The organism is Bradyrhizobium sp. 2S1 (assembly GCF_011516625.5).
Classification (GTDB): Bacteria; Pseudomonadota; Alphaproteobacteria; order Rhizobiales; family Xanthobacteraceae; genus Bradyrhizobium; species Bradyrhizobium septentrionale.
In genome coordinates, this window is record NZ_CP147717.1 from 1,267,531 (window position 1) to 1,289,148 (window position 21,618).

Annotated in this window: 18 protein-coding genes and 3 pseudogenes; 7 read left to right on the top strand and 14 right to left on the bottom strand. The window is 61.8% G+C overall.

What is annotated here, in order from left to right:
• Nucleotides 1–16: 16 nt before the first annotated feature.
• Nucleotides 17–868: an OmpA family protein gene (locus tag HAP54_RS06165; protein ID WP_166299100.1), complete on the bottom strand. Its 852-nt coding sequence runs from the start codon at nucleotides 866–868 to the stop codon at nucleotides 17–19.
• 477 nt (nucleotides 869–1,345) lie between these two features.
• Between HAP54_RS06165 and HAP54_RS06170 the strand changes: the two genes are divergently transcribed.
• Nucleotides 1,346–1,969, top strand: a complete 624-nt coding sequence (locus HAP54_RS06170; RefSeq protein WP_166299101.1) for a helix-turn-helix domain-containing protein — start codon at nucleotides 1,346–1,348, stop codon at nucleotides 1,967–1,969.
• 66 nt (nucleotides 1,970–2,035) lie between these two features.
• Here HAP54_RS06170 and HAP54_RS06175 read toward each other — a convergent pair whose 3' ends face one another.
• Nucleotides 2,036–3,340, bottom strand: a complete 1,305-nt coding sequence (locus HAP54_RS06175; RefSeq protein ID WP_166299102.1) for a PQQ-dependent sugar dehydrogenase — start codon at nucleotides 3,338–3,340, stop codon at nucleotides 2,036–2,038.
• A gap of 456 nt (nucleotides 3,341–3,796) precedes the next feature.
• Here HAP54_RS06175 and HAP54_RS06180 point away from each other — a divergent pair, with 456 nt between their 5' ends.
• Entirely contained in the window at nucleotides 3,797–4,081 is a 285-nt protein-coding gene (locus HAP54_RS06180; protein WP_166299103.1) for a hypothetical protein, read from the top strand.
• Between the two features lie 147 nt (nucleotides 4,082–4,228).
• On the opposite strand, the gene HAP54_RS06185 is transcribed toward HAP54_RS06180, so the two are convergent.
• The 4 genes and pseudogenes from HAP54_RS06185 to glf form a co-directional block, all read right to left on the bottom strand.
• On the bottom strand, nucleotides 4,229–4,906 hold the full coding sequence (locus HAP54_RS06185; RefSeq protein WP_029079813.1) for a Crp/Fnr family transcriptional regulator: 678 nt from the start codon (nucleotides 4,904–4,906) through the stop codon (nucleotides 4,229–4,231).
• Between the two features lie 207 nt (nucleotides 4,907–5,113).
• Entirely contained in the window at nucleotides 5,114–5,497 is a 384-nt protein-coding gene (locus HAP54_RS06190; protein ID WP_166307466.1) for a hypothetical protein, read from the bottom strand.
• A gap of 562 nt (nucleotides 5,498–6,059) precedes the next feature.
• A pseudogene (locus tag HAP54_RS06195) lies at nucleotides 6,060–7,327 on the bottom strand (serine hydrolase domain-containing protein).
• A gap of 66 nt (nucleotides 7,328–7,393) precedes the next feature.
• Nucleotides 7,394–8,602: a UDP-galactopyranose mutase gene (glf, locus tag HAP54_RS06200; protein ID WP_166299104.1), complete on the bottom strand. Its 1,209-nt coding sequence runs from the start codon at nucleotides 8,600–8,602 to the stop codon at nucleotides 7,394–7,396.
• A 199-nt stretch (nucleotides 8,603–8,801) separates the two neighbouring features.
• Between glf and HAP54_RS06205 the strand changes: the two genes are divergently transcribed.
• Complete coding sequence (locus HAP54_RS06205) at nucleotides 8,802–9,956, top strand: hypothetical protein (RefSeq protein ID WP_166299105.1); 1,155 nt, start codon at nucleotides 8,802–8,804, stop codon at nucleotides 9,954–9,956.
• Nucleotides 9,957–10,030: 74 nt separating this feature from the next.
• Nucleotides 10,031–11,266 carry a caspase family protein gene (locus HAP54_RS06210; RefSeq protein WP_166299106.1) on the top strand — a complete coding sequence of 412 codons (1,236 nt, stop codon included), beginning with the start codon at nucleotides 10,031–10,033 and terminating at the stop codon, nucleotides 11,264–11,266.
• Here the strand turns inward: HAP54_RS06210 and HAP54_RS06215 are convergent.
• Nucleotides 11,244–11,807, bottom strand: a complete 564-nt coding sequence (locus HAP54_RS06215; RefSeq protein ID WP_166299107.1) for a DUF488 family protein — start codon at nucleotides 11,805–11,807, stop codon at nucleotides 11,244–11,246. The genes HAP54_RS06210 and HAP54_RS06215 overlap by 23 nt on opposite strands.
• Nucleotides 11,800–12,009: a DUF2945 domain-containing protein gene (locus HAP54_RS06220; protein WP_166299108.1), complete on the bottom strand. Its 210-nt coding sequence runs from the start codon at nucleotides 12,007–12,009 to the stop codon at nucleotides 11,800–11,802. Before HAP54_RS06220 ends, HAP54_RS06215 begins: the two co-directional genes overlap by 8 nt.
• 726 nt (nucleotides 12,010–12,735) lie before the next feature.
• Here HAP54_RS06220 and HAP54_RS06225 point away from each other — a divergent pair.
• Nucleotides 12,736–13,713 carry a PGN_0703 family putative restriction endonuclease gene (locus HAP54_RS06225; protein WP_166299109.1) on the top strand — a complete coding sequence of 326 codons (978 nt, stop codon included), beginning with the start codon at nucleotides 12,736–12,738 and terminating at the stop codon, nucleotides 13,711–13,713.
• Nucleotides 13,714–13,987: 274 nt separating this feature from the next.
• On the opposite strand, the gene HAP54_RS06230 is transcribed toward HAP54_RS06225, so the two are convergent.
• The 3 genes from HAP54_RS06230 to HAP54_RS06240 form a co-directional block, all read right to left on the bottom strand.
• A protein-coding gene (locus HAP54_RS06230; protein WP_166296443.1) for an IS630 family transposase occupies nucleotides 13,988–14,934 on the bottom strand; the annotation gives its coding sequence in 2 pieces (ribosomal slippage) (nucleotides 13,988–14,595 and nucleotides 14,595–14,934; 948 coding nt in all).
• Between the two features lie 243 nt (nucleotides 14,935–15,177).
• Nucleotides 15,178–16,242 (bottom strand): IS630 family transposase, encoded by a 1,065-nt coding sequence (locus tag HAP54_RS06235; protein WP_166204319.1) that lies wholly within the window; start codon nucleotides 16,240–16,242, stop codon nucleotides 15,178–15,180.
• 583 nt (nucleotides 16,243–16,825) lie between these two features.
• Nucleotides 16,826–17,104 (bottom strand): DUF6998 domain-containing protein, encoded by a 279-nt coding sequence (locus HAP54_RS06240; protein ID WP_166299110.1) that lies wholly within the window; start codon nucleotides 17,102–17,104, stop codon nucleotides 16,826–16,828.
• A gap of 91 nt (nucleotides 17,105–17,195) precedes the next feature.
• On the opposite strand from HAP54_RS06240, the pseudogene HAP54_RS06245 reads away from it, so the two are divergent.
• A pseudogene (locus HAP54_RS06245) lies at nucleotides 17,196–17,456 on the top strand (transposase); the annotation flags it as partial.
• A gap of 2 nt (nucleotides 17,457–17,458) precedes the next feature.
• Here HAP54_RS06245 and HAP54_RS06250 read toward each other — a convergent pair.
• The gene (locus tag HAP54_RS06250; protein ID WP_166298319.1) at nucleotides 17,459–18,841 is read right to left on the bottom strand and encodes an IS110 family transposase; all 1,383 of its coding nucleotides are present in this window, start codon (nucleotides 18,839–18,841) and stop codon (nucleotides 17,459–17,461) included.
• 228 nt (nucleotides 18,842–19,069) lie between these two features.
• Between HAP54_RS06250 and HAP54_RS06255 the strand changes: the two are divergent.
• Nucleotides 19,070–19,941 (top strand): annotated as a pseudogene (locus tag HAP54_RS06255) (IS3 family transposase); the annotation flags it as partial.
• A 39-nt stretch (nucleotides 19,942–19,980) separates the two neighbouring features.
• Here the strand turns inward: HAP54_RS06255 and HAP54_RS06260 are convergent.
• Nucleotides 19,981–20,223, bottom strand: a complete 243-nt coding sequence (locus HAP54_RS06260) for a DUF6998 domain-containing protein (protein WP_166299111.1) — start codon at nucleotides 20,221–20,223, stop codon at nucleotides 19,981–19,983.
• Nucleotides 20,224–20,856: 633 nt separating this feature from the next.
• Complete coding sequence (locus tag HAP54_RS06265) at nucleotides 20,857–21,231, bottom strand: hypothetical protein (protein ID WP_166299112.1); 375 nt, start codon at nucleotides 21,229–21,231, stop codon at nucleotides 20,857–20,859.
• Nucleotides 21,232–21,618: the final 387 nt, after the last annotated feature.

A 21,618-nucleotide genomic window follows, 5' to 3' on the forward strand; every position in this document is an offset into this window, starting at 1 on the left:
CCGCAGTCGTTCGCAATTACAGCTTTACCAATTCGACACGGCGGTTGCGGGCGCGGCCGTCTTCGCTGGTGTTGTCGGCGACGGGCTTGTCCTGGCCGAAACCTGCTGCAGTCAAACGCGCCGGCGCGGCTCCGGATAGCACCAGCGCCGCGACCACCGACTTGGCCCGCGCAACCGACAGGGCCTGGTTCGATCTGGCGTCACCGGTGTTGTCGGTGTGGCCCTCGACGCGCAACTTCAGATCGGGATGGCTTTTCAAGAGCGCTGCGATCTGCGCAACGATGGCTTGCGACTCTGGCCGGATCGTCGACTTGGCGGTGTCGAAATTGATCTGCAGCGCGACGTGGCCGTCGGCGTCGAGCGCGCTGGCCATGGCGTCGGCGGTGGTCACCTGCTGGGACAACTCCCCCTTGTCGACGTAGATGATCTGGTAGTTGGCGCCGCCGTTGGTGTCGAGTTCGGCCCATTGCTCCTTTCCGCCCTGGACGCGCCGCGCGGTCAGGCCGGCATCGTGGCGGTTCTCGACAATTTCCCAGCCGCTCTGCTGCATGATGGCCTGGTAGTTGCGAATCACTGCCAGCGCCGAAGGCGCCTTGTGTCCGTCGGACAACGCATAGGCAATCCGGGCCTTACGCCCCTCCACGGCAGTTTCATGGTCCGAGCCCTCTGCGAACACGAACCGGTCGAAATCCGTGCGCTCGCAATCATTGATATAAAAGCCCGGCATGCGAGAGAAATTGGTGTCGCTGCAACCGGCCGTATCCGGTTCGGCACGCGCGATCGTGCAGGGCACGACGAACAGAGAAGCGGCAACAAAGGTTCGGCGGGCGGCGCAAGGAGCGGCAGATCGGAAAAGAGAACGGGACATGCGTTGGTTCGCTGGCTCAGGATGAAGACAGCGCAGGCTAGAATCGGCACGGAAAAGCGCCAAGGCATGCAGCGTACCGCTTGCGGGCGTTGCGTGCACAATTTCATTTGTCACACCGACGGGTTGATGCCACGTTCGCTGCGATCTGCGGTGATCAAGCGGGGCGAGCGTGATGACAAAATCGGTGCAATGCGTGAGCGTGGCCGGGCCCCGAGGTCTGGCGATCTGGCGCGAGCAGATCTACGAACAATTCCGTCAGGTCGAGTTGGCGCGGCCGGTTTCGGGCCAGGGGTTTCGCGCTCGCCTGCGCATCGATGCGGCTTCAACGGTGCAGACTTGCCGCGTGGCAGGCAGCAGCCAGGCGGTGCGGCGGCCGGCGCGCGCCTGTGGGCACGAATTCGGGATCATGAAGGTCGTCCGGGGCAACACTCGCCTCGAGCAAGGTGGCTTGTCAGCGAACTCGGCCCCTCCGACATCGTGCTGTTCGATAACAGCCGGCCGTACACCCTGGACATGTCATCAAGCTTCGAACATGCGCTTTTGCTGGTGGATCGAAAGGCTTGGGCGCCTGAGATCGCCGAACTCGAGACCCAGCCGCTGGGCAGGCTGCCGGACACCGCAGCCGCGCGTATTCTTGCAGGGATGCTCGAGACCATGGTACGGCTCGCGCCGGCGATGGATGCCGACGAGTTCGAACGCGTCGCACTGCCGCTGACGCAACTCGCCGCCGCAAGCCTCGACCGGCGCTCGACGGAATCTCCGACCCGCAGCCAGATCAGCGCCGCGCTGTTCAAGCGGATTTGCGGCGATATCCGCGCGCGACTGGCAGATCCCGATCTGGCCCCAGGTGAGCTAGCCCGCCGCCATGGCGTTTCGTTGCGCTATCTTCACAAGCTGTTCGCGCAGCATGGGCTGAGCGTCATGCAGTTCGTCCGCAACCAGCGCCTTGCGCAATGTGCGTCCGAATTGCGCGCTTGCGCCGGCCGGCCGCATGTCGGCCTGATCGCCGCGCGCTGGGGTTTTGACGACGACGCCACCTTTCGCCGCGCGTTCCGGGCACGCTATGGCATCAATCCCACTGCGTTCGCGAACCGGACCTGAGCAGGACAAGCAAGGCCGCAGCCGAAATTGGCCGCGGACCCGTGCGAAAGGAGGCAGGCGACGGTCCTATCGTTCCGCCGTGACGCGCCAGATCACGTTGCCGACGTCGTCGGCGACCAGCAGCGAACGGTCCGGACCGAGTGCGACGCCGACCGGGCGGCCGTACGACACCTTCTCGTCGGGCGCGAGGAAGCCCGACAGGATATCGCGCGCGGGCCCCGAGGGACGGCCGTTGCTGAACGGCACGAACACCACCTTGTAGCCAGACAGCGTCGAGCGATTCCACGAGCCGTGCAGGCCGATCACCATGCCATCGGGGAAGCCCGGCAGCGTGCCCGCGGGCATCCAGCACAGGCCAAGCGAAGCGGTGTGGCCGCCGAGCGCGTAGTCCGGCTGGATCCCCTTGGCGACCATCGCCGGATCCTGCGGCACGCGATCGTCCACCGTCTGACCCCAGTAGCAATAGGGCCAGCCGTAAAAGCCGCCGTCGCGCACCGAGGTCAGATAGTCCGGCGGCGTCTCGTCGCCGATGCCGTCGCGCTCGTTGACGACGGTCCACAGCACATTCGTCGTCGGCTCCCACGCGATCCCGACCGGATTGCGCAGGCCGCCGGCGAAGATGCGGCTGGTGCCGGCGACGAGATCGAGCTCGTAGATCGCGGCACGGCCTTGCTCGACCTCCATGCCGTTCTCGGCGATGTTGCTGAGCGAGCCGACGCCGGCATAGAGCTTCTTGCCGTCGGCGCTCGGCAGCAGGCTGCGCGTCCAATGCCCGTCGGGCTTGAAGGTGACGAGCTTGCGTCCCTCTGCCGTGATGCGGTCCGCGCCCGCGGTGTAGGGAAAGGCGACCACGCCGTCGGTGTTGCCGACATAGAAGGTGTCGCCGATCAGGGCCATGCCGAACGGCTGGCGCAGTCCTTCCATGAAGGCGCCACGGCTTTCGGCAACACCGTCGCCGTCACGGTCACGCAGCAGCGTGATGCGGTTGGCGCTGACGCCGAGCGCGGCGGCGCGGCGCATCGCCGCTTGCATCGCATAGTGGAACACGCTGCGCGGGGTGCCGGCGATCTGCGTCGCCTCGGCGATCAGCACGTCGCCATTGGGCAGCACATTGATCCAGCGCGGATGATCGAGCCCGGCTGCAAAGGCGTTAACCTTGAGCCCGGTCGCAGCGGTCGGAAGCTGGCCCTTGTCCCAGCCGCGTGCCGTCGGCATCTTCAGCGTCGGGATCGCGCCCTGCGACTTCGCCGCCGGAATCTGCGGCGCGCTGCCCCAGGCGGGCGCCGGCTCGGCGCCCTGCATCCGCCGCCACGCCACGGCCCCCGCACCGATCGCCGCGACGACGCGGGCAAAAACTCCTGACGTGCTCATGAACTTCCTCTGTACTTGTGCCGTGTTATTTCGCCTTGCCGGCCGGCTGCGACCGGCAAGAGCATTGGCATAATGCCGGCCCTGATGACAGTAGTTATACGATCTTCGCAGCCGCCCTCGAATCGAGGAAACTGTCCACACGCTCCCTTGTCAGAGCGTTTTCCTCCCTGAGACCTTGCCCGCCGCAGTGGCGGGCTTCCTTTTGCGGAACGCCCCGCTTTTTCGAAGCACGGCGGCGCGGCCCGGCCGTGGACCGTTATAGCCAGGAGGGCATAGCGGACCAGCGCGGGATGCATACTGCTGCGCAGAGACGTGCGTACCGGTCCTTCAGGGTCCAAGCCCCCTCACCAAAATCTGATCCCCCCTCGTGCAGCTTCACCTTCATGGGGTGCATGGCAGATCAGGAACGCTGCTCCATGCCGGTCGTTGGTCGGGACACCAGCAAGGAGAGTCTGAATGCAACGGAAGACCAAGATACTGACCCTGGCCGTGGCGTCCCTGATTGCAACGACAGCAGGTGCGTTCGCGCAGGGCTATTATCCGTATGGGAGCCCCGATGCGAGATACTACGGCGGTCCGCGCTACGAGACCGTTCAACCGTATGTGATGTACCAACCGGCGCAACCGGGCCGGTACGGCGCGATGAACGGCAACCATCCGGCGCCGAGTTCGACCCAGGGCGACGTTGGTCCTGAAGGGAACAACAACGGCACGCTGACCGGCGTCTACCGGCAGTGGTAGTCTACGCAAGATTGAAGGCCCATCGCTCGGCCTGAGCGATGGGCCTTTTTGCTGTTCCTCACTCGGTCGCCTGGACATGCACGGGCGCCTGCGCCTCCAGCGCGGAAGAACTGCGTGCTGCAGGCGCCGTTCAAGGCCGCGCGGCGGTCAGTCTTTCCGGTCTATCTCGGGCTTGTCGCGCAGAACAGCGTTCAGAAGCGAGCTGTGAACTTCGATCTTTCCGTTGTAGCTGATGAAGCCGAGCTTGCGGAACTTGTTCATGAAGAAGCTAACCCTTGAACGGGTCGCACCGATCATTTCGGCCAGCGTTTCCTGGCTGATCTCGACGTCAATGGGCTGCGCGCTGGTTTCCTTGCCGAAATTTGCCAGCAGGAGCAGCAGGCGCGCCAAGCGCTTCTCGCTGGAATTGAAAAGTTGGTCGATCAGGTCTTCTTCCATTCGGCTATTGCGCGCGAGCAGATAGGTCATGAACAACTGAGAGAACATCGGCTTGGCTTCGAGCGTTGAAATCATCGCCGTCTTCGATATTCGCGTGATGACGCAGTCCTCCATTGCCGTGGTCGTGGCAATCCGCAATGGATGACCGTTGAGGCAGCCCTCACCAAAGAATTGTCCCGGCTCCAGGATCCCGACCACGGCTTCCTTACCTTGGTCAGAAACGACTGTGAGTTTGACCTTTCCTTCTTGAATGTAGAATACCGCGTCCGCGACATCTCCCTGCGCGAACACGTTCTGGCCTTTGCCAAAGCTAGAAATCGATTTTCCGGCCCCAACCTTGGCCAGGAAGGTTTTGGGATCAAACAAGTCCTTCGCGGGCTTAACCAAAACGGCACTCTCGTTCGCTGGGCGTCAGCATGCTGTCATGCTACCAAGATTCTGCAGGATGTTCATCCGTTGAAAGGCGCGCGCAGCGGGAAATTGGCGTCAAAACGACGCGCTTGACCACCTTTGCAAGAGTCACTGCGCGAGATGCGGGCATGTCGAGAAGTTGCGCGTCTTTGCGCGGATTTCACCCTGTCGCGGGTTGCCTGATTAGCCGCGGCGCTCCGCGGCCTTGCCGCTGCCGAGCGATTCGGCACAGGCCTTCGCAACCGCCGAGTTTGGCTCAGTGCTTCCCGGCATCGTGGCCCAACCGCCTTTTTCGACAAACCTGCTCTGGTCGAATGAATAAGTCGCCTTCTTCATTTCGGCCAGGTTCGTCGAGGCATCGGCGGCTTGTCGGAACCTGTCAACGCAGATGGGTGTGAGAGCTGCGACGACGGCCGTCGCAGCACGGTTGCTCGCGAGGGTCTCGGCCGACCCGCCCGTCACCCAGCCACCCCAGCTGACCCCCACGATCGCCAGAGCAATTGCTCCGCCTGCAGCGCCCCATAGCGCGGGCCGCATGGCAGCTTTTGTTTCCTTGGAGATTTCCATGATCTTCATCCTGACCTAGAGGTTTGGGACAGTTCGTGAGACCAAGACACGTCGATTGATCGGTGTCTGTACCAAATTGCTCATTCGGGCGCGGATGGACCTTCGGGGATGGCCTGGCGTACCGCTTGTTTGTGCCCGCGATGCTCCTGAGCTGCGCGGTCGCTGTCGCGATTCCTCCACCGCGCAGTTGGGTACGAGCGGTGTGCCCAAATAGTCGGTTCCGTGTTCCTTTTTCGACAGACAGGGAGAGCCATCGCCGATCTATTCCACACATTGCACGACTTGAAATATATTACCGATCAGCCCGGCCCTCGCGGCTGGGCTTTTCGCTTGAGATCGCCCGTTCCGATCAAACGGCGGAATGACACCGGCGTCCCGGCAAAGCGAGAGAGCCTTCCTACGGCGGTTTCGAGCGCAGAGGTGCCCGGTTCGCGTGAAGAAAACACGTCAAACCAAAAAACCGCCTGGGATTCAATCGGAACCGCCAATCGAGGCCCATCGCTCAGTCCGAGCGATGGGCCTCGATGCCTTGCTGAAAGAGATCTCACACTGCGGTCACGGTTCACTTCACCATCGCGCCGTAGACGATGTCCTGCACGTTCTCGCGATAATATTTGCGCAGCTCGCCGGGCGCTGCGGTTCCCACCACCACGACGAGGCGCTCCTTCGGATCGCAGAAGAACTGCGTGCCGTTGGCACCGTTCCAGGTGAACTCGCCGGGATTGCCCGGCACCGACGACAGGCCCTCGCTGGTCCGCACCGCGACCGACAGCCCGAAGCCGAAGCCGCCGCGATGCGGCTCGACCGCGGCGACGTTGTTCTTGATCTCGGGTCCGAGATGGTTCGACGTCATGTGATGCACCGTCCTGGGGCTGAGGATGCGCTGGCCGTCGAGCTCGCCGCCGTTGAGCAGCATCTGTCCGAAGCGGACATAGTCGCCGACGGTGGCGAACGAGCAGGCGCCGCCGCAGTCGAACTTGATCGGTGCGTCGAGCACCCTGATCGATTGCGGCTTGCCGGTGAGCGGGTCGTTGGCGAACGGCCGCGCCAGCCGCGCGCGCTGGGCGTCGGTCAGGTGGAACGTCGCATCCTTCATGCCGAGCGGTGTCCACACCTTGGCCTTGAGATAATCGCCGAGCCGCTCGCCCGAGACCTTCTCGACCACGGCGCCGAGCACGTCGATCGAGAAGCCGTATTCGAACTCGGTGCCGGGCTGATGCACCAGAGGCAGCTTGGTGATGCGATCGATAAAGGCCGCCGTGTCGCCCTCGACCGCCGGCGCCGTACCTTCGGGATAGAGCCGCGCCAGCGCGCTCGAACTGTCGGGGCCGCCGCCATACATCAGGCCCGAGGTATGGCGATAGAGATCATGGATGAGGATCGGCCGGGCCTGCGGCTCCATCTTCAGCGAGCCGTCCTCCTGGGCACACCGACCTTCATGTCGGCAAATGCCGGATAGTACTCGGCGACCTTCGCCTGCAGCGGCAGCCGGCCCTGCTCCATCAGCGTCAGGCCGGCGACCGCCGCCATCGGCTTGGTCATCGATGCCAGCGCGAACACCGCATCGATCGGCATCGGCGTGCCCTTGACCGGATCAAGCTGACCATAGGCCTTGTAGTGCACGAGCTTGCCGTCGCGCGCGATCGCCACCACGGCACCGGGCACCCGCTTGGCCGCGATCTCGCGCGCGAAGAAATCGTCGAGCCGCGCCAGCCCCGCTTTCGAGAACCCGGCCTGGTCGGGCTTTATCTCGGGCAGCGGCGCGGCGTGGGCGATGTTGAAAGCAAGACTCGTTGCGGCGACAGCCGCGGCGATAACGGTTTTTCTCATTGTTTCCTCACCGGGGACTGCGGGCGATTGTTATGACGTTCGCGGCCCGCACCCGGAGGGCTTAGATTACGCCGGCAAGGGCGACAAGGCGTGGCGACGCGCGGCCACGTCGCCGGGTTGCATGCCTCCGCTGCCGAGGCGCGGCTCGACCTCGTGCTCGAACGTCTTCAGCGCGGCGCCGATCGCCTGGTGCATGTCGAGATATTTGTAGGAGCCGAGCCGGCCGCCGAAGATGACGTTCGGATGCGATGCCGTCATGCCGTGGTAGGCGGCGAGCATGGCGCGGTCGGCGGCAGTGTTGATCGGGTAATAGGGCTCGTCGTTGCGGCCGGCGAAGCGAGAATATTCCCGGTAGATCGTCGTCCGCGCTTGCGCGTGCGCGCGCTCCGGATGCAGATGCCTGAACTCGTGGATGCGGGTGAACGGCACCTCGGCGTCGGCATAGTTGATGACGGCGGCGCCCTGGAAATCGGCGACGTCGTGCACCTCGCGCGCGAAGTCGACGGTGCGCCAACCGAGATGGCCGCAGGCATAGCCGAAGAAGCGGTCGATCGGTCCGGTATAGACCACGAGCTGCCGCGCCTTGATGCGGTCGGCGACGTCGAAATAGTCGACACCGAGCCGGACCGCGACCTTGGGATGATCGAGCATCCGGCGGAAGATCGCGGTGTAGCCGTCCACCGGCATGCCCTCGTAACGGTCGGCAAAGTAGCGGTCATCGAATGTGAAGCGGACCGGCAGCCGGCCGATGATGTCGGCCGAGAGCTCGCGCGGATCGGTCTGCCATTGCTTCTGCGTATAGCCGCGGATCAGGAGGTCGTAGAGCGTGCGGCCGACCGAGGCGATCGCCTTGTCCTCGAGATTGCCGATGCCGGAGGCGCCGTGCGCTGCGGCCTCCGCCGCGATCGCGGCGCGCGCCTCGCCGGGCGACATGATCCGGCCGAACGCGGCACACACGGTGGCAAGGTTGATCGGCATCGAATAGACCCGGCCGCTCGCCACCGTGAAGACGCGGTGGCGATAGTCGGTGAACCCGGTGAAGCGCTGCAGATAGCGCCAGACGGCCTCCGAATTGGTGTGGAAGATATGGGTGCCGTAGCGGTGCACCTCGATGCCGCTGTCCGGATCGACCTCCGAATAGGCATTGCCGCCGATATGCGGACGGCGGTCGAGCACGCAGACGGAGCGGCCGAGCCTGTTCGCGACCTGCTCGGCGATCACGGCGCCGAAGACGCCCGCGCCCACCACGACGACGTCGAAGCCATCAAGCTGCATGTGATCCCCGCCCCTGTCCGTCGGATCGCAACGGCGCCCCGACGGAGCTTCAACGCTGCGGCATGGCCATTCCGGCGAAATAAATCGCGGCGCCAGGATAATTCCGAGCCCGGAACGGCCGGCTCGGCCGTTCAACGAGGAGCATGCGAGGCGATCGATTAAGTCCGCGCGCAGCAACAACATCATACGCGGGGGCCTCATGTCCGTGATCTGCGTTCTCTATTCCAGCAACAACGACCTGCTGGCGCCGGATTTCTCGGCCCGGCTCAACGCCCTGCTGCCGCGGCGGACGGAGACGATGGCGCTCGGCTTCTCCGGCATCGGGCTCGACATCCACACCAAGGACGGCAAGCTGTTCTGGGACGTCGCCCAGATCCCCGTCTTCACCTGGTTCTGCGACCACCCCTGCTATTTTGCCAAGCGGCACGGGCTCGAGAGCCGCTATACCGCGCACGGCTACGTGTTTCCGGACCACGCCGCCTTCAACCGCGATCATCTGGGCGCCAATGGCGCTGTTTTCGCGACCCATATGGGCATCCCCGATCCCGGCTTCTTCGGCGGCCTGCCGCCCGAGCAGCGCAACGGCCGGCTGATCTTCGCCAAGTCGGGCTGGAATCCGCTGGCGCTCGAACACGGCTGGCGCAAGACGATGCCGCCAAAACTGTTCGGCCTGCTGTTCGATGCGATCGCCGAGGCGCGCGGCAAGACCTGTGGCGGGTTTCCCAAAATCATCGTCGACGTGGCCGAGCAGCACCTCGTCTATCTGAAGCCGGGCGGCGACCTGTTCAACGTGATCCTGACCCGGCTCGACAATTACACGAGAGGGGTGCGCACCCGCGAGGTGGGCGCCGTGCTCGCCGACTATCCGGTCGACTTCATCGGCGGCGGCTGGAGTGATCTCGACGTCGCCGGACGTCCGGCCCGCGTGCTCGGCGCGATGACCTTCGATGCGATGCGCGAAGGCCTCGGCAACTATCTCGCCGCGGTCTCGCTCAATCCGAATATCGACCTGTCGGTGCATGACCGGGTGTTCTTCGCGCTCGGTGCCGGCACCGTGCCGGTGTTCGATGCCAACCGCTTCTCGGCCACCGAGATGCCGCATCTCGCCCGCTTCACCTTCGGCCAGGACACGGCAAGCGTCGCCGCCGCCGTCGAGGCGGTGCTGGCAGATCCCGCCGCGGCGCAGGCCGCGACCGCCACCACGATGCGCGAGCTCTATCCACGCTTCTCGATGCAGCGGTCGGTGCAGGAGATCCACGAGATCACGCGGTCGATCGCGGGCGCCGCCGGCGCCAATCTGCTGCCGGCCGAGCCGGTACCGGCCGGCGTCTGGACGCCGAAGCAGGCGGCCTGATCGCGCAGCCATTTCCGTGGCTGGCCCGCGCGCCCTGCGATACCATGGACCCGTCGCCTCCGATCGGGTCCAACATGAACCGCCGCGCGTTTGTTTCGGGACTGGCCGTCACCGCCGTGCTGGCGGGCCTCGCGTCAGCGCCGGCTCGGGCCGACGGCAAGCGGGTGGCGCTGGTGATCGGCAACGGCGCCTATACAAGCGTGCCGGCGCTGTCCAATCCGCCAAGTGACGCCGGCGATGTCGCGGCGGCGTTGAAGCGCCTCGGCTTCGCCGTCACCCTGATCACGAATGGCCGCTTCGACGAGATGCGGCGCGGCCTGATCGCGTTCGGGCGCGCGGCCGCCGGCGCCGACATGGCGGCGGTGTACTTCGCCGGCCACGGCATGGAGATCAACGGCGACAACTGGCTGATCCCTGTGGATGCCGAGCTGAAGCGCGATACCGACGCCGCCAATGAAGCCATCAGCCTGCAGAGCGTGATGCTGCAGGTCTCCAACACCACAAGCCTCGGCCTCGTCATCCTCGACGCCTGCCGCAACAATCCGTTCGCGGCGAAGATGAGCCGCTCGCTCGCGGCGCGCGCCACAGCGGGCAGCGGGCTCGGCCGCATCGAGCCGGTCGGCAACGTGCTGGTCGCCTATGCCGCGCGCGACGGCACCACCGCGCTCGACGGCGACGGACGCAACAGCCCGTTCGCTGCGGCGCTGCTGAGCAACATCGAGGCGCCGGGCGTCGAGGTCACCTTCATGTTCCGCAACGTCCGCGACGACGTGATGGAGGCGACGCGCAACGAGCAGCAGCCCTTCGTCTACGGCTCGCTGTCGCGCAAGGCGATCTATCTGGCAGGCGCGCCGCCGGCCGAGAGCGCGGCCGCGAAACAGGCGAACGCCGCGCCGGCAGCCGCGGCTCCGGCATTGTCGGCGCCATCAGCGGCGTCAGCCGGTGCGATCGATCCCGCGCTGGTCGGCACCTGGGAGATCATGGTGCCTGATGGCCGCGGCCGGTCGCGCTGGATCTGGCAGATCATGGCCGGCGGTGCTTACAAATTCCACGCCGAGCCCGCCCGCTCCGCGCGCCCGCATGAAGGCACCGTCAGCTTCGCCAACGGCCGCTGGACGCTGCACGCGCTGCGGGGGCTGAAGAATTACAGCGACGGCGGCTCCTACGAGGTGCGCGATACGACGGCGGTGATTACCGGCAAGCTCGGCACGGGGTACTGGAAGCGGAGTGGGGGGGTAAGGCGGCGCGCGGCAATGGTGCGGCGGCCGCAGGCCTTCGCACCCCCTCTCATAAATCCAGTTGACCAGTAGCGGGATAGACCACGGTGCGGTCGCTCTGCACCACGGCGCCTTCGGTGAGGCGGGCGGGCTCCAGCCGGCCCTCCCCCATGATGTGGACGACGGCTTCTCCTGACGCAATGAGATAGTCGGCGACGATGCGGCGGTGGCAGCGCCACCACACGGCTTCAGAGCACATGATCGCGCAGCGTTGCCGGTGGCCCTCGTCGCGCAGATGCTGCAGGCTCGCTTGAAACTGCGGCGACAGCGCATAGTCGGCGTAGTTGTGAAAGCTCTCGTTGCTCCAGAACCCGTTGACCGAAGGCGGCACGGTCTGCGCCTTACCGCGGAGCCCGCCGAGATCGGCCAGATGCTCATACGAGATGCCGACCACCGTCAGCGGTTTTGGCAACGTATCCTTGTTGAACTGCGGATTGGTCCTCGACCTCGGCACCGTTCTGATGTCGACGACACGATCGATCTTGGCCGCGGTGAGGAGGACGATGAAATCCTCGAGGGCGCGGTTGGAATGGCCGATCGTGAAGAACGGAAACGCCACGCCTTTGCTAGGCATGATGGAGCGCGCTGCCCTTGTGGGCCGCGACGTGATCGGTCTTGTCGCTCTTGATCTCGTATTGCGGATCGGCCTCCGAGGCGCGGTGCATGTGCCCCTTGTAATCAAAATCGCTGGTGTGAACCGCGATGATGGTGCCCGAGACCCGTCCGGCCTCGGAATTCCAGCTGACGTAATCGCCGACTTTGAATTTCCTGGCCACGTCGCAACGTCCTTCAGGCGTGGGATTGCCTCTACGATAGGGCGCCAAATTGCGACGCCGGAATCAAGATGTCCGCCACTGCAAACGGGTGGCAGCCAGCTAAGTTTCCGTCTCGCGTTCCGGATCGTCCGAATGCGCTGTTGGACTGGTCAGAACTGCTGCGAGGAGAATGGTGCCCAGGGGCGGGTTGCAGGAACCATTGGATATCAATCTCTTAGGTCGAAGTGGGACAAGCATTCGTTCTATTGTTTCCCATCATGTTTTTTCGACTTTGTCCCACCCAATGCCGCCAAATTTGTCCGCCAGGGCAGCGGGTTTTCGGCGGCAATGCGGTCCATCGTTCAAATTCATCAGCCCTCAGCGACATAGCCGATTGAGCTGCGCCACGGGGAAAAGTCCGACCCGCCTTGAAGTTGAGCCCTCAACGGCGCCTACACCGAGGCGAATTCGTCCTGGCTCCCTTATTTTCAGGTCGGCTGTAGGATTGGATGGCTGAAAAAATCTCGTACTGACGGGCTTTAGCTTGGGTTGGCATGGGTGCGCCCAACTATGCGAGAGCCTTTATGGCGGCCTCATCCCGTAGCGCACCGATGTGACAGCGGCTGCTGACCACCCGCGATCTTTCCAAAGATGGCTATCGACCTTAGTTTCCGTCATCCTTGTGCAAACGTCTCATAATCGGGGCAATCAAGGTGAATTGTTCGACAATCTAGTGAGAACCATCAAATGGGCGACGCCTCGAAATCCTATCAGACTGATCTCAGAAGAAGTTTCGCGGCTTACCGAAGCGCTTACTTCTCCGACCATTTAGATTGGTTCGAGCCGCGACCTCCAGGCGGTGCAGTTGTCTTCACGAAGCAGCATAGGGAAAACAACTTGCTTATCCCGCCGTGCAGCGCAGCGAACCGGCAGGGGGTTGTTGCGAAAATACCTACCTCAAAGCGCCATCGGCATTTTGGGAGCATGCAGAGTTCTCAAGCTCTGGCACAATCCGTATTTGGTGTGATTGAGGTTTTAGGGCGGCTGCCGTTGTTAGCGGCTGTCAGGGCGGAGGACGGTAGACTGGCGTTCGGACCATTGCCTAATCGATCCCATCTCGAATTCGAAAAAGGTGTGACCTCGCTTGGCGAGGTGGGTGAGAGGGTTACGTCTGTTGACGTTTGGTTCGAAGGACCATACCGCGTGGCTATCGAATGCAAGCTGGCGGAGACCGAATTTGGGACCTGTTCGCGCACTCGTTTGAAGAAAGCTGACAAGAATTTTGAAGAACAATTCTGCGACGGCAGCTATACCAAACAGCGAGGACGCGAGCATCGATGTGCATTGACTGAATTGAACATCAACTATTGGCGATACACGGAAGGCGCATTCGGATGGGCTCCGAATGTCGATTACATCAACTGCCCACTGAGAGATACTTATCAAATTGCTCGCAACATTCTGGCTGTCGGCGTAGCAGGCGATGGTGGTTTCGATGAGAGCAGGGGGCACGCGCTTTTAATGTATGATCAGCGAAACCCGGCCATGTTGCCCGGTGGCTGGGGAGACCACCAGTGGTTAGCTGCATCTGGCGCAATTCAGAATGCAGGCACACTAAGGCGGCTTTCGTGGCAATCGCTTATTGGCCAATGGCCCGCCGATGAAGTGCTCAGCTGGATGAAAACTCGTCTAGGGGAAAAATACGGACTGCATCCTGCGAATTAGGAACGTTCGCGGTCGACCGGCAAGAAGGTATGGTAACCTCGGGGTGAAAATGGTTCCTCGTCGCTTGATCTTCACGAAAAAGGAAACGTCGCCATGCGCCAACTGCGAGACCTATGTTGAAGCGCGTGTTGATGTAAGCCTTTATTGCAAGCTACGAAAAGGCGTGTGTTTCAAAAGTCTGCAAGAAATAAAAAAGCCCCCGCGACGCATTGCCGTGAAAAAGCAGAGCTTTGTAAAAGGACACACAACGCCGCGGCGCTAGAGCATTTTCCGATCACGTTGCGTCGTAACCAGCCGCGACGAGATAATTTTGGCATTCCTCGGGTGAGAAGCGCTTGAGAGCGTTGGCGATTGCTTGCCAGCGATCGGGCATGGTGCGCGCTGCGGCGGCCCGCAACAGGGCTTTCAGTTTAGAGAAGGCCATTTCGATCGGGTTGAAGTCTGGACTGTAGGGCGGAAGATAGAGCAGGCTTGCTCCGACCGCCCGGATGGCCTCTCGAACGCCATGGACCTTGTGAGCGGGCAAGTTGTCCATGATAACGGTATCGCCCGGCCGCAGCGATGGGGCGAGCAATTGCTCGACGTAGGCCAGGAAAGCGTCGCCATCCATTGGACCGTCCAGAACAAGCGGCGCGATCAGACCGTCGGAGCGCAATCCAGCGGTGAATGTCGTCGTCTTCCAATGTCCGTGTGGGATAGCTGCACGACATCGCTCGCCGCGTGGCGAGCGGCCGTAAAGCCGCGCCATTTTGGTGTTGGCGCTGGTTTCGTCGATGAAGACGAGACGCTCAGGGTCAAGATCGATTTGCCCTTCGAACCACTCCTCACGCGCGGCATTTATATCGCCGCGCCGTTGCTCGGCGGCGTGCGCTGTCTTTTTTTAAGTGTGATCTTTCTGCGCTGGAAAAAACGCCAGAGCGACGCGATGCCAGTCGATATTCCACGACGTTTCAACAGTTCTCGCAACTCGGCGAGCGTGATATCCGGCTTCGCTGTCACTGCCTCCAGAATCAATTGCGAATGCGCTTCGATGCGCTGCGATTTGCGGTCACCGCCCTGGCGTTTAGGAACGATGTCGCCAACTTCCTTGAGGCGACCGCGCCAGCGGATCGCACTGGCCGCGCTGACACCAAAGCGCTCAGCAGCCTGTCGACAGGACATGCCACCGTCAATCGCGGCTATCACCCTTTGACGAAGATCAACCGAAAGCGCCCTGGCCATACATGCTGGCCTCCCTCGCCAGCATGCAGCTTGAATCTGACTCGCGCCGTTTTGGGAATCCCCACCCGATTCATTCCGGTCGGAAAATGCTCTAGCAAGAGCCGAACCGATGGAGCCCCTGCAAGGCTGTCGTTCGATCAGTTTGAGCGGGACGCAGTTGGTCGATGCAATTGCTGACTAGTGCGCGATCGTACTCTTCTCTGGTTTCGCGATTTTGATGCGGGCCTTTTCTAGTACCCAGAATCAGAGCTGAGTGATACGGCGGCCTTTGAAACGGCGTTGACGGACCTTTTTCTTGGTCCAGACGAAGGGCTCGGCTCTGTCGTTGTATGCGTTGACGTAGGCATCGATGTGCTCCTGAAGCTGCGTGAGGCTTGTGAAGGAGGTGCCGCTGAGCGACTGCCCCTGCAAGATCGAAAACCATACCTCGACCTGATTGAGCCAAGACGCACTTGTCGGCGTGAAATGAAATTGCACGTTGGGGTGGGCCTTGAGCCAATGCTCGTTCTTCTTGTGGGTGTTGAGGTTGTCGAGGATGACGTGAAGCTTCCGGTTCGGAAAAGCCGCGGTGACGCTGTTCATGAAGTCGAGAAACTCGACGCGGCGTCGGCGTTTTGAATGCGCCGCGATGATCTTTCCGGTGGCGACTTCGAGCGCCGCAAACAATGTTGTGGTGCCATGCCGCTTGTAATCGTGGCTCTGGCCGGTCAAGGCGCGGCCATTGGGCAACTTCAGATAACCCTGCGCTCGCTCCAAAGCCTGGATCGAGGGCTTCTCGTCCACGCACAGCACAATGGCCTTCGCGGGCGGGGCGACATAGAGGCCGACAACATCGGCGGCTTTGGCCGTAAAGTTCGGGTCGTTGCTCTCACACCAGGACTTACGAGCCGCGAGGTCAATCTTGTGGCTGCGCAGGAACCGCCAGACATATTGGACGTCAACATCGCCCAGCGCCCCGGCCAGCAGGGGCCCGGTCCAGCGTGCGAACCCGTCCGGCGGCGGCTTGTCCAGCAGCTTCAGAATCCGCTTGTCGGTGGCCTTCGTATAGATTGGCTGCTTGCCCGGTCGCGGCTTGTCTTGCAGCCCTTCAAGGCCTTGGTCGGCATAGCGATGCCGCCAAAGGCTGACAATCCGCGGCTGGACCCCAACTTCCTTGGCGATCGACCGAGTGCTGCGTCCATCCGCCGCCAACAGAACTATCCGCGCCCGCTTCAAATCGCGCTGCAACGTCACCGGGGAGCGGCAACACGCCTCAAGCACCTTGCGATCTTTCCTCGAAAGGTGGACTTCTCTTGCTTCGGGTATCATCCCGACCTTGAATCACGACTCACGCTTTAAGAACAGTAGGTACTAGTCTCCTGGTATCGATCCTGCTGCGGTTTTGTCGATCCAAACGAGACCTTTCATTGGGCGTCAGGACAGCAAGCCGAAAGTGCTTCCTAATGAGACGTAGCAAAGGCTCATCGGCCTTATGCTTGGTTACTAGATCAATGGCCTTTAGCGTTAATGCGCGGTGAGGCGCGACGTGTTCAACGTGCGTTTCCTCGCCTCTTCGAGCGGCTGCCTTTGCTTTCACCGACCATGCGATCTTCGGATGCCGCCTCAGCTGCTTCGGCGAAAAAGTACCATACTTGACCAGCGGGGCGAGGTGAAACAGAACGCGCTCCGCGCTGTGGATCGCGCCGATGTTGTCCGTGGTCCCGCGTTTCAGCGCGGCGTTGCGGAATTTGGCAGCTAGCCGAAACGAACCCGCCAGACCGAAAACCGTATATTTGCTGCGCTAGGGCTTCATCACGCTACTTTCCGCGCTATCTTCAGCGCCCCCTTGCGCCGCGCGCTCTCTGTGTGTGCCTGATTTGCACTACCCGACATTTGGAACAACATTATCTCGTTAGAGTGGCTCGACCGCACCAATCGATACATCCGTCGGGGCAATCAGCAAGCCGTCAGGCAGCTTGTACCCTGCCCGCCTAATACGTGTAAGAACGGTCACGGCAACCATGCTCTTGTTGTCCCGAGCCGAGTAGCGTGCAACTTGCTTCACCAGCTTGAAATCACCATAGTAAAGTTCGGTCCAATCTCCGTTCAGATCGATCTTTAGGCAAAGCAGCAAATCCGCGTCACCTCGAAAGCCGATCTGTGAAGCCGCGTAATTGGTCTTGACCTGCACAGTCAGAGCCGGCCCCGGAATTCTGCACAGGGCGATAAGTGGAGTTTCTGGCTGACAGCGGGCACGCTGTGCCTGCGAATCAGGAGCGACAATGAGCAGAAGAACACGCCGGAACCACACACCGGCCTTCAAGGCGAAGGTGGCGCTCGCCGCCGTGAAGGGCGATCGAACGCTGGCTCAGCTTGCCGAGCAGTTCGACGTCCACCCCAATCAGATCACGGCGTGGAAGGCTCAGCTTGAAAGCAAGGCCGCCGATGCGTTCGGTCCCGGCGGCGGCTCCGGAGCGGAGCAAGCAGCCATCGACGTGAAGTCGCTGCACGCCAAGATCGGCGAACTGACGCTGGAGAACGATTCCTAAGAAACGGCAGCATCTACTTTCGGCTCCAAGGGATGGAGAACAAAGCCGAATGCCTTGGCACGCCGATGCAAATTGTTGACCACTCGCGTCCGGTAACGCGTCTCGTAGGACGAGGCCCCGGGATCGACATAGTCCATTCCGTATCGCACAGCATTGTAGAACAGAACTGCGATCTTCCGGGCCGTGGCGGTCACGGCCTTGGCCTTGCCGATGCGCGCTGAGAGCCGTCTATAAAAGGCGCCGAGCGCAGTGTCTGTACGACCCACGGTCACGGCAGCAAGGCGCAGAAGTGCCGCCGCTCGGCCGCCGGATCGGCGCGTTCGGGACGAGAGCATTTTGCCGCCGGAGACCTTGTTGCTCGGCGCCAGTCCCAGCCAGGAGGTAAAATGCTTTGCACTTGGCCACGAGGAGAGGTCGTCGCCGCATTCAGCGATCAGCTTCAGCGAGAGGTAAGGACCGAGGCCGTCGATCGCGGTGAGGTCCTTTCCGAGCAACGCGAACAGCGCCTCGCGGACATCGAAAGCTGGAGCGTTCGCCTGATCGGTTCGATTCCGACGCCGCGAGACCCGCGGCGCTGATCCGTGGCCATGCCCCCGATGGAAGCTCAGTTCCTTCAACACGGCTTCAATTCGGGCGTCGCAGGCAGATGCCTTCTCGTGGTAGGCGTCGTAAAGCGCAAGTGCCTGCTCGAGCGCAAACAGATGCTCGGCGCGGTAGCTTCCGGTGAGCGCCTTCGCGATCGTCTCGGCGCTGGAGCGGCAACTATAATGGCGCAAGCACGCCAGCGCCTCAGGATCGCGCTCGCCGGCAAGGATCGCCCGTATGATACGCAGGCCGGTCACGCCGGTGATGTCGGTGACGACGTGGTGCAGCTGAAGATTCATCTCCGTCAAGGCCTTCTGCATATGCTGGATGTGTGAGGCCGCGTACTCCAGCAGACGCTCGCGCTGACGCACGTAGGCTCGCAGCTCGGCAATCTGCCCTTTGGGCCGAAAGCTGGCCCGCAGCAACCCGAATGAATGGAGCCGCTGCAGCCATTGCGCATCGCTGACATCGGTCTTGCGCCCCGGCACGTGCTTGGCATCGCGCGCGTTGACAAGAAACACGTTAAATCCCCGGGCATCGAGAAGCTCGAAGATCGGAATCCAGTAGACGCTGGTCGATTCCATGACGACAGTCTCGACGCCGCATTCAGTAAACCAGTCGACTAGCCGATGCAGATCAGCCGTGAAGGTACCGAAGCTGCGGACTGGCTCCGGTGCGCGATCTGCCCTCACGGCAGCCATGTGCATAGTCGCTCCGACGTCGATGGCAGCCGCGTCCGGGTGCACCATCTGCATCTTACCTCCGTTCCTCGACTTCGATCTTTTGGGGTTCATCTCTAATCCTCCTGCTGACGGCGGCGGAAGGGCTGGGCTGCGCTATACGTCAGATTCCTAAACGGGATCGCCGGATGGCGTCACCACTCTCAAGTGCGCGACAACCCATGGACCAGGTTTTTTAACGGGGTCACGTGCCACCAAAATCGTATCGGCCGCTCCCTCCCGGTCGGCAATCTAGCGCCGGTCCGTTTCTATCCCACAGGGGGAGCGCATCGCCGCGCATAGTTTTTTAGAAGGAGCGCTCACCAAGGCGGGATTGCTGAGCGCAAAGCGATGATCGACCGTGAGCACGAGCTGTCGATCACCAGGCAGGCGGAGGCTTTGAACATCAGCCGCGGCAGCGTGTACTACCTGCCGCGGCCGGTGCCGGACGCCGACCTTGCGATCATGCAGCGCCTCGACCGGCTGCATCTGGAGTTCCCTTTTGCCGGCTCTCGCATGTTGCGAGGGCTGCTGGCTGCCGATGGGTGCAAGATCGGCCGTCGGCATGTGAAGACGTTGATGCGGCGGATGGGGATAGAAGCGCTCTATCGCCGTCCACGCACGACAAAGCCCGAGCCGGGCCACAAGATCTACCCGTAGCTGCTGCGCGGGATGGAGATCACGCGGCCGAACCAGGTGTGGGCGATGGACATCACCTACATCCCGATGGCGCGAGGCTTCGTCTATCTGGCGGTTGTGCTCGACTGGTTCAGCCGCCGCGTGCTGTCGTGGCGCGTATCGATCACCATGGAGGCGGCGTTCTGTGTCGCGACGCTTCAGAATGCCCTGGCTCGTCACGGCAAGCCGGACGTCTTCAATACGGATCAGGGCTCGCAGTTCACCGGACAGGCTTTTAACGGCGTGCTCGCCGACAACGGCATTGCGATCAGCATGGACGGCAAGGGAGCCTGGCGGGACAACGTGTTTGTCGAACGGCTATGGCGCAGCGTCAAATACGAGGAGGTGTATCTGCGGGCCTATGACAGCGTCAGCGAGGCCCTCGCGTCGATCGATACCTCGACTTCTACAACGGTCGGCGCCCGCATTCGAGCCTTGACGGCGTCACCCCCGATCAAGCCTACTTCAACCCGCTGCCACTCCGCTTGGCAGCCTAACCATGGCAGAGGCTCCACTTATCGACGCGGAAAATCTGTTCAGACAACCGGAGCCAGCTCAGTCTTGCCGTCCGGCGCGGTCGCATCAAACCCATTTGCTCCGCGCGGGGCTGGTGTCAGGCCATAGATTTCGGTGGCGATGAATTCACCGTAATCACCTAGAAGATTGCCGAGGCCAGCCCACTTAAATTGGGGAGCAAGAGACTTGAGGGTACGCTGCGAAGCGAACAGAGAAGCCAGAACTCCCTTCATCGCTTCAATGCGCTGTTCCTTGGAGATCATTGCGCGAAACTCAGTTCAATCATAAATCCCGTTTGCAAAAGACAGCTCGAAGTCTTCGCTATCAACGCATTCGGTCCAAGAAGTATTCTGGTGCTCTCTGTCGACTATTCTCTGCTTGTTTTCGACCGCAAAAGGTCCATAGATTTTAAAGCAGTCACTCACGGGCAAACTCTCCTAAAAAAATGGTGTTGGGGGTACCGGTCGACGCCCGCCTAAACGCCCTCAATTAGATAATCGTATTGGTGGCAAAAAGTGATGCAACGGCCGTAATTTCCCTGTGATGCGGCGCGTACAAATTGTCGGTGTCCGCAAGGATACGGGTTCATAACAAAGCGCCTGCAGCATTCTGGTTGAAAGCGCCATCCGGTTTTGACGATCGCGTGCCCTTTGAGGCGAGGTTTGCCTCAGCCTCCAAATTCATTAGCCCTCGCCGCCGCACTCGATTGGGCTGCGCCACAGGGGAAACGCTGCTCCGTCGTAGAGTTTGGGCCATCAACAGCGCCTACACCGACGTGAGTTCACAATGCGCAGCTGCGGCGCCACGCTTTTGTTTCTCCCAGTGACGCAAGGAGGGCTATTCGGACGGGCATTGGCGCTGGGTACCGAGGCGTCCGGTTTGGAAGAGAGGACGGCCTAGGACGGGGGCCGCTTCGGCTGACAATACTTGCCCAGCGCCTCGGGCAGGCTGATCGAACGGTCACAAACTTGCTGGCACAGGTTCAAAAATCCCTGCATGATCGGCCCAGGCCAGCATGCCCTGCGATCACCTTCGCCCTTACATTCGCCATCCACCTTCCAACTCGGATGATTGTCTATCAGCGCCCTGTAATTAGCCGCTTCGGCGCGGGTGAAGTTATAGGCGCGACCACAAACCCTAAGAACCTTGGGCGGGATTTTCGCGCAGTTATTGAACATCACCGCTAGGGTCGCGCACTCGTCCTCAGTGTAATTTTCATCAGCAACAGCCGGGGTGATCAGCAGTCCCAGGATCAAAGCAATTCGATACACAGAAAGACCCCATCTAAATGACTGAACTAATGGAGGAAGATTAGTGGATGGACGCCGTGAGTAAAGGGGACCGGACAGAGCCTGCGCGGCCCACTACAACCCCAACCCCGATGGCTAGGTGATCGTCTCCAGGAATTCACCCAATTGCGGCCGCCAGAGCAGGGAGTTTTCGCCGCCATTCCGTTGCAGCTTCCAAAATCATCAGCATCTTGTCGGATGCTGATTGGGCTGCGCCATGGGAGGAAATCCGCCTCGCCTTCGAATTTGCGCCCTCAACGGCGGCTACACCAAGGTGATCTCGTCCTGGCTGCCTTGTTTTCAGGTGCCATGTAGGGTTGGGTGGCCAAAGGAAGCTCGAATGGGTGACCCCTATCTGCCCTTGGCAAA

What these genes read in the sequence shown, in the direction of transcription:
- HAP54_RS06165 (WP_166299100.1), bottom strand. Translation starts at nt 868, where the DNA reads ATGTCCCGTTCTCTTTTCCGATCTGCCGCTCCTTGCGCCGCCCGCCGA.
- HAP54_RS06175 (WP_166299102.1), bottom strand. Translation starts at nt 3,340, where the DNA reads ATGAGCACGTCAGGAGTTTTTGCCCGCGTCGTCGCGGCGATCGGTGCG.
- HAP54_RS06180 (WP_166299103.1), top strand. Translation starts at nt 3,797, where the DNA reads ATGCAACGGAAGACCAAGATACTGACCCTGGCCGTGGCGTCCCTGATT.
- HAP54_RS06190 (WP_166307466.1), bottom strand. Translation starts at nt 5,497, where the DNA reads ATGGAAATCTCCAAGGAAACAAAAGCTGCCATGCGGCCCGCGCTATGG.
- glf (WP_166299104.1), bottom strand. Translation starts at nt 8,602, where the DNA reads ATGCAGCTTGATGGCTTCGACGTCGTCGTGGTGGGCGCGGGCGTCTTC.
- HAP54_RS06205 (WP_166299105.1), top strand. Translation starts at nt 8,802, where the DNA reads ATGTCCGTGATCTGCGTTCTCTATTCCAGCAACAACGACCTGCTGGCG.
- HAP54_RS06210 (WP_166299106.1), top strand. Translation starts at nt 10,031, where the DNA reads ATGAACCGCCGCGCGTTTGTTTCGGGACTGGCCGTCACCGCCGTGCTG.
- HAP54_RS06215 (WP_166299107.1), bottom strand. Translation starts at nt 11,807, where the DNA reads ATGCCTAGCAAAGGCGTGGCGTTTCCGTTCTTCACGATCGGCCATTCC.
- HAP54_RS06225 (WP_166299109.1), top strand. Translation starts at nt 12,736, where the DNA reads ATGGGCGACGCCTCGAAATCCTATCAGACTGATCTCAGAAGAAGTTTC.
- HAP54_RS06235 (WP_166204319.1), bottom strand. Translation starts at nt 16,242, where the DNA reads ATGATACCCGAAGCAAGAGAAGTCCACCTTTCGAGGAAAGATCGCAAG.
- HAP54_RS06250 (WP_166298319.1), bottom strand. Translation starts at nt 18,841, where the DNA reads ATGAACCCCAAAAGATCGAAGTCGAGGAACGGAGGTAAGATGCAGATG.
- HAP54_RS06260 (WP_166299111.1), bottom strand. Translation starts at nt 20,223, where the DNA reads ATGATCTCCAAGGAACAGCGCATTGAAGCGATGAAGGGAGTTCTGGCT.